The sequence below is a fragment of the Methylobacterium sp. J-070 genome (genome assembly GCF_022829385.1).
Classification (GTDB): domain Bacteria; phylum Pseudomonadota; class Alphaproteobacteria; order Rhizobiales; family Beijerinckiaceae; genus Methylobacterium.
Genome location: NZ_JAKSXX010000067.1, coordinates 1 through 6,030, shown reverse-complemented (window position 1 = coordinate 6,030; position 6,030 = coordinate 1). Strand labels below are relative to the sequence as shown.

Sequence of the window (6,030 nt, the reverse complement as noted above, 5' to 3'; positions counted from 1 at the left end):
GCCAGACCTTCGACCCTCGCGGACCTGCGCAGAGCCGGCATCATCAGCAGCCAGGAGATCGTTGCGGCGATCGACGCGTACATGCGGGACCCGGCTGCTGGTCCCTACCGCTTTCCCAGCGGCCACAGCCTGGACATCGCTGCCATCGTAAAAGCCTCCGCCTTGGATCGGGTGAAGCGTGCCGGACCGCAAGAGAAGACGTTCCGCAACGCGCTAGCCACCGCGATCATGGCGGCCTGTCCGACTGCACTGTGATCTGCAGCTATTTGGGCAACAGGCTTCAGAGAGCCTGCCGGACGATTGAGTACCTCGACGATCCTGGCCATGAGTGCCAGGCCGGCAACAGTCTTGGTAGTCGAGCTGGCCGACCGCACGAAACGAGTGTGGCACCGATGCATCGTGGATGATCTTCAACCAGCACCGGCGTTCGAAGCGGAACCGTAAGCTCAGCCGTTCGTTCAACGGGCATGGAACACTTTAAGTCCACCCTCGCGACGACTGCTGTTGCTGCATTCGGCCTCCTGGCCGCTGCGCACATTCTGCATCCCGGCAACTACGAGGACTTGCCGCGGCAGGTACGGGCGCCCGTAGTGAACGTGGAAGTGCCTGCCAGCACAATGACGTGGGTTAATCCGCCGGCACGTGTGAGCGCTCTCAGCACCTTGTCCAACGCGGTCATCACGACCGCTCAGGCCGCTGAAGCTGGGCCTATTCAGGTTCCGCAACCGAACGTTGTCCTGCCGCCTGATACGGTGGCCGCTCGACAGGAGGCGCGCGATGCTCAGGGGCGGCGGCACAGGGTGGCTCAACGCCGTATCCGCGTGCACCAAGCCTCCCTGACTCGCAGCGCACCGAGAGCGCCTGCAATGGTTGAGCAGATCCTTGCACCCGAGGCAGCTCCAAAATCCGCTGACCGGTTCGACCCGATCGGCAGCCTGATCCATGGCCTGGGCCTAGACAGCTAATCTGCCTACCGATCTTAGGCCGACACCCTTGAGATAGAGGTATAAGTCGAGTCGCGGTGAACCATGCGTACTCGTTCGCACAGTCCGCACCATTCTTGTAGGCGAGCCGACCGACGACGAGGTGCTGGCGCATGCCAAACGCACCTTCATCGCGAAGAACCACGATGACCGTGCCTGGATCACCAGCCTCGGCCGGCGCGACGCCCGCCAGAGACTGGCTCACCTCATCTGCGAACCGTACCTACACCTAGCAGCTGTCGGTCTCGCACGGGAACACACCATGCCGATGCCGCTGCGGCAGCCTGATCTCGCCGATGCGCTGGACTGACCTCCGTCCATGTGAACCGGACTATGCAGGCTATGCGCCAAGGGGATCTGATCGGCCCGCGCTCATGCCAACTAGCGATCTGTGACTGGGCCGGCCTGTGTGCCGTCGCCAAGTTTAGCCCGCAGTACCTACACCTCGACGATCACATCAGGCTCGGCATCGCGTGACGTAAGTCTGGAAACCGGATGCCTGCGCAATCGGCTATCATATAAGCCTGAAGAACCCCCTCCTGGCGATCGCAATTGAAGCTGCGGCAGAGACCAACCGAAACTTAGCTTAGACAGCAAATCGCCGGATGGCGGCGACAATCTTGCGCCGGTCGAATGGCTTGCTAAGCACTACTCCGCGCGCTGGGATCTGCGCTGCATCCCATGGCTGTGAGGAGATCATCAGTAGCTCAAGCGGTGGCCAGCGCTCGCGGATCAGCAGCGCTAGTTGCATCCCAGCGGTCGAGCCGCGCATGTCGAGGTCAGTGAATACCGTGCGGATGTCCAGGCGAGCTTCGAGGATCTGGATCGCCTCGACAACCGTCGTTGCCTCAATGGCTTCGCAACCGGCATCTTCGACGAACTCGACCAGCCCCATCATGAGGATGGGATCATCCTCGACGACGAGCACATAAGTCGGGTGTGGAGGACGAGACTGGCCCATGATGGCTTAGTGAGTCTGCACCTGAACTTCCGCGAGCGGGGCGCGGAACTCAGCCTGCAAACCCACGGGGTGGTAACGAAGGTTCGCTGACCGCGTTCCCACCAGCCCCATCCGGATCAACTTCGAACCAAACCCGCCGCGATTGGTCGGAGGGGTGACAGGTGGGCCGCCGCTTTCGGTCCAGTCGAGCACCAGGGTGGCCGCCTGCCCCGCCTCAGTGCGCCACGCAATGCGGACCTTACCGGCGTCGGCAGACAACGCGCCGTACTTGAGCGCATTGGTCGCCAGTTCGTGCAGCAGCAGTGATAGCGAGAGTGCCGCCTGCGGGTTGATGTCCAGGTCCGGTCCGTCGAGGGCGAAGCGATCGAGATCGGCTTGCATAACCAGCACGCCCTCCATCACCGCGCGCATCTTCGCCGCCGTCCAACTTTTCTGCATCAGCACGTCGTGGGCCCGCGATAGCGCCAGTACCCTTCGCTCGAAGGCTTCGACTAGGTGACGCTCGGTGACCCCTCGGAGGGTCTGCGTGGCAATCGATTGCACGATCGCCAGGGTATTCTTCAGACGGTGTGCTAGCTCCTTGTTGAGCACCCCCTGCAGCTCTTCCGCTCGCACGCGGGCCACGCTGACCTCGACACGATCGGCGACATTGCGCAGGAACGCTAATTCTTCCGGGGTCCAGACCCGTGCCTTATCGTCGTGAGCGATGAACACTGCGACTGTACGCTCGCGGTCACGCACCGGCATGTTGACCAAAGCGCCGATACCGATCGTTCGCATGGCGGCCGGGTCATCCCGTGTGCGCGGATCCATGGTCACATCGTCGATCACCAGGGCATCGCCTCGGCGCAGATGCGAGCGGATGTCGCCATAGTCGTCAAACACGTGCCGCCCCGCAATGCTGCCGACACCTGGCGCAGTCCAGTCCAGCTCGATCTCGATCTCCTCGACGTCGCCGACGATCCGCCCGAACCCCGCACGGCTCGCCCCAAGCGTGCGGCCGACGATCTCGGCTGCGGCGTGAGTCATCTCGGGGATGGTCGCCAAATCACGCAACCGGTCACCGAGCGTAAGCAATGCGGTGCGGCGTTTCTCTGCCTCGATACGCTGCGTAACCTCGAGGAAGATTACGCCGAAACGGTCGCCGTCGAGCTTGAACGCACGACCCTCGTACCAACGACGGATCGCGCTAATCTGCCGGGTGAAGCTCGCACCGTGGCCGGTTTCCACGACCTGTACGAACTCATCGACCCATGCATCCTCAAGGTCGGGGAACACCTCGCGGACCGTCCGGCCAGCGACGGATGTGGCGTCGAAGCCGAGTAGTTCGCCCCAGGCCGGATTAACTTCGACATATCGCCAGTCGTTGGCTCGACCATGCAAGTCACGTACGACCTCGCCGACCACAAACCCCTCGCTCAGTCGGTCGAACAACCCTCGCCAGTACACATCCTTAGCGCGCGTCTCGGCCCTATTCGCGGCCTCAGTCAAGCCAGCGGTCGCAGCCCCGGCGAACAGACTAATCAGGTCCAGGTCGCGCTGATCGAAGGCGATCGGCCGGTGGGATTGCAGCTTGAGGACGCCGAGCACAACGTCGCCACGCAGGATCGGCGCAAATACCGCCGAGCCGAGCTGTAGCGTGCCGATCAGATCGCGCTGGACGTGGGGATCGGTGCTGGCATCGGTCATCAAATACGGCGCACGCATGGTGACGCTGTAGCCTGCGCCGCTGCCAGCTAAGGGCACCCGCAGGCCTAGATGTGCCGCCAGCGTGCCACGCACCGAGCGGTACTCCAGCTCGCCTGCAACGAGCAGTTCGATCGCACCGCCCTCGGCCGCGGGAACCGCTCGCATTGCGCCTTCGACCACGGCATAGAGGGTCGCCTCAAGGTCGCCCGCGGCGTTGGCCACCGCTGCCTGGGTATCGCGCAACGCCTCGCGGGCACGATATTCCTGCGCCTCGGCCGCTCGCATAGCATCCCGATTGTTCAGCGCACGGCGCAGTTCTAGCTGGCTCATTACCTGCTTGGCCAGGGCGCGCAAATCCTCAGCCTGAGTCTCGGTCAAGCCCGCCGGGCGAGGCACGCTGTCGATGATGCACAAGCTGCCGAGCACGAGGCCGGTTGAAGTGCGCAACGGAGCACCGCCGTAGAAGCGGATAAACGGCTCGCCCGTGACCAATGGGTTATCAGCCGTGCGCGGATCGATAGCCAGATCCGGGATGACGAGCAGATCATCCGGCTGTGCGAGCGCATGGGCGCAGACAGAGCTGCTGAGATCGGTTTCACCAAGTGAGAAACCGATCCGAGCCTTGAACCACTGCCGATCTTCAGCAACCAGGCTGACCAGCGCGACCGGCGCATCGCACAGGCGGCAGGCCAAGTGCACGATGCCATCGAACCCCAGCTCAGCTGGGGTGTCGAGGATACCGTAGGCCGCTAAAGCCTCCAGGCGACTGGGATCATTGACTGCAGTCGGGATCAAGGATGGCTTCATAATGGCAGGTCGCTATGCCTCCGGCATACGTCATCCGCTACGCTTCGTCAGCACGCTGTTCCCCATTGCCGCTACCGGACCACTAACAAACAGGCTTTTGCATTCAAGCAGCAGTTTGTTTCACGACGACGATCTCCAACCATGTCGAGGATCGTCACGCCCAGGGCAGCGATGACGTTGCCCCGGCCTCGCCAGGGCAGGATCTCGGCCTCGGGCACCGGCTCGGCCGCCACCTCCGGCAGCACGGCCTCGGGCGCCTCAGCCTCCCGGTCCTGATCGTTCCCGCGCATGTAGACGACTTGGCTGCCGGTGGCGCTCTCGGGAGCCGCCAGGGACGGCTCGGCGTCCCCGCCGTCCTCCAGATCTGGGCATCCGTCCATGCCGTTCAGCACGGCGATGTAGTGGTCCGCGAGGTCGAGAGCGGCCTGTACGCCCGCCTCGATCTGCGCCCGAAGTTCGGCCCCTGCTAGCGGCTCCGGGACTTCCGGAGCGATCGGTGTCGGGCGCGGGGTGAACGTGAGCACGTTGCTCATGGGTGGCCTCGGCCACCTTGTCGGTGCTGGCGATGAAGGCGCATCCGCACCGGATGTAGCGACCGGTCTCTGCGGTGAACGCGTCCTCGATCTGCTCGTAGTAGGCGAGCGGGTCCGACATGATGTGACGCATTTCGTCGACCGTGGCGTAACGGTCGCCGGACAGGGCGAAGGCCGCGCGGTGAATGCCGCAAGCGATTTCCTCATAGCGACGGCGATTGCGGGTGCCGGTAGCAGCGTAGGAGCGAAGATCCTGAGGCATGGATGCGGCTCCTTAGTGTGCGGCGGCGCGGTGTGCGGCCTTGGCGACCTGCCAGGTGGCCTTGAGGGCGGACGACATCGCCTCGGCGCGGGAGACGCCGCACCGCTCCTGAATGCCGATGGCGGCCTTGCAGGCGGCGGTCATGATGGCGGCACGGTCGTACTGGCCGGCGACGACAAGGGGGCGGGTGCGGGCGCCGAGCTGCACCAGGGCGCGGGCGCTCATCAGGCCAGCGGGGATCTTGGTGCGGGCGTCCTGGCCGGCGCGGTCGATGCGGGTCCAGGAGACGGTGCGGTAGGACATCGGCTGAGCCTTGCTCGTATTCGATGCCTGGAGTATCATACGAACCTTAGAGCATTGTCAATGCCCCAGGTATCGTTTTTATCTCTGAGGTATCAAATTGAGGCCTATGGATGCTCAGTAGCGAGATGGTCCGCGCGGGGCGCGCACTGCTTCGATGGGAGCAGAAGGACCTGGCCGAGGCTTCCGGTGTATCGCTGCCGACCATCAAGCGGCTTGAGGCGACGCCAGGCACGCTGTCAGCTCATGGGCCGACGATCGCAGCTTTGCGACGCGCCTTCGAGGCTGCCGGCCTGGAGTTCATCCCTGAGAACGGCGGCGGGGCCGGGATCCGGTTCCGGGAACGGATGAGGTAGGGTTAGGCCGAAAAGGGCTGGCACCGGGGGCGATCCGCGATGGCTAACGAGTACCGCTTCGGCATTGAAGAAGAGTTCTTCCTCGCCAGTGCCCGGTCTCGGGGGGCGCCACAGCGGTCGATCGCCGCCTTTCACAAGG

Annotated in this window: 7 protein-coding genes; 3 read left to right on the top strand and 4 right to left on the bottom strand. The window is 63.8% G+C overall.

Annotated features, from left to right (window positions below; all coding sequences use genetic code 11):
• Together MKL01_RS05180 and MKL01_RS05175 are read left to right on the top strand one after the other, a co-directional pair.
• Positions 1 to 255, top strand: a 255-nt coding sequence (locus MKL01_RS05180; RefSeq protein WP_243904159.1) for a hypothetical protein, incomplete at its 5' end; no start/stop codon positions are given.
• A gap of 831 nt (positions 256 to 1,086) precedes the next feature.
• Positions 1,087 to 1,293, top strand: coding sequence for a hypothetical protein (locus MKL01_RS05175; RefSeq protein WP_243904158.1), 207 nt, complete (start codon positions 1,087 to 1,089; stop codon positions 1,291 to 1,293).
• Positions 1,294 to 1,569: 276 nt separating this feature from the next.
• Here MKL01_RS05175 and MKL01_RS05170 read toward each other — a convergent pair whose 3' ends face one another.
• The 4 genes from MKL01_RS05170 to MKL01_RS05155 all read right to left on the bottom strand — a co-directional run bounded on the left by MKL01_RS05170 (position 1,570) and on the right by MKL01_RS05155 (position 5,538).
• Entirely contained in the window at positions 1,570 to 1,911 is a 342-nt protein-coding gene (locus tag MKL01_RS05170) for a response regulator (protein ID WP_313901438.1), read from the bottom strand.
• A 39-nt stretch (positions 1,912 to 1,950) separates the two neighbouring features.
• On the bottom strand, positions 1,951 to 4,428 hold the full coding sequence (locus MKL01_RS05165; RefSeq protein ID WP_243904156.1) for a GAF domain-containing protein: 2,478 nt from the start codon (positions 4,426 to 4,428) through the stop codon (positions 1,951 to 1,953).
• 83 nt (positions 4,429 to 4,511) lie between these two features.
• Positions 4,512 to 4,973 carry a hypothetical protein gene (locus tag MKL01_RS05160; protein ID WP_243904155.1) on the bottom strand — a complete coding sequence of 154 codons (462 nt, stop codon included), beginning with the start codon at positions 4,971 to 4,973 and terminating at the stop codon, positions 4,512 to 4,514.
• 274 nt (positions 4,974 to 5,247) lie between these two features.
• Positions 5,248 to 5,538: a hypothetical protein gene (locus MKL01_RS05155; RefSeq protein ID WP_243904154.1), complete on the bottom strand. Its 291-nt coding sequence runs from the start codon at positions 5,536 to 5,538 to the stop codon at positions 5,248 to 5,250.
• Between the two features lie 110 nt (positions 5,539 to 5,648).
• Between MKL01_RS05155 and MKL01_RS05150 the strand changes: the two genes are divergently transcribed.
• Entirely contained in the window at positions 5,649 to 5,891 is a 243-nt protein-coding gene (locus MKL01_RS05150; protein ID WP_243904153.1) for a transcriptional regulator, read from the top strand.
• Positions 5,892 to 6,030: the final 139 nt, after the last annotated feature.

What these genes read in the sequence shown, in the direction of transcription:
- MKL01_RS05160 (WP_243904155.1), bottom strand. Translation starts at nt 4,973, where the DNA reads ATGAGCAACGTGCTCACGTTCACCCCGCGCCCGACACCGATCGCTCCG.
- MKL01_RS05155 (WP_243904154.1), bottom strand. Translation starts at nt 5,538, where the DNA reads ATGTCCTACCGCACCGTCTCCTGGACCCGCATCGACCGCGCCGGCCAG.
- MKL01_RS05150 (WP_243904153.1), top strand. Translation starts at nt 5,649, where the DNA reads ATGCTCAGTAGCGAGATGGTCCGCGCGGGGCGCGCACTGCTTCGATGG.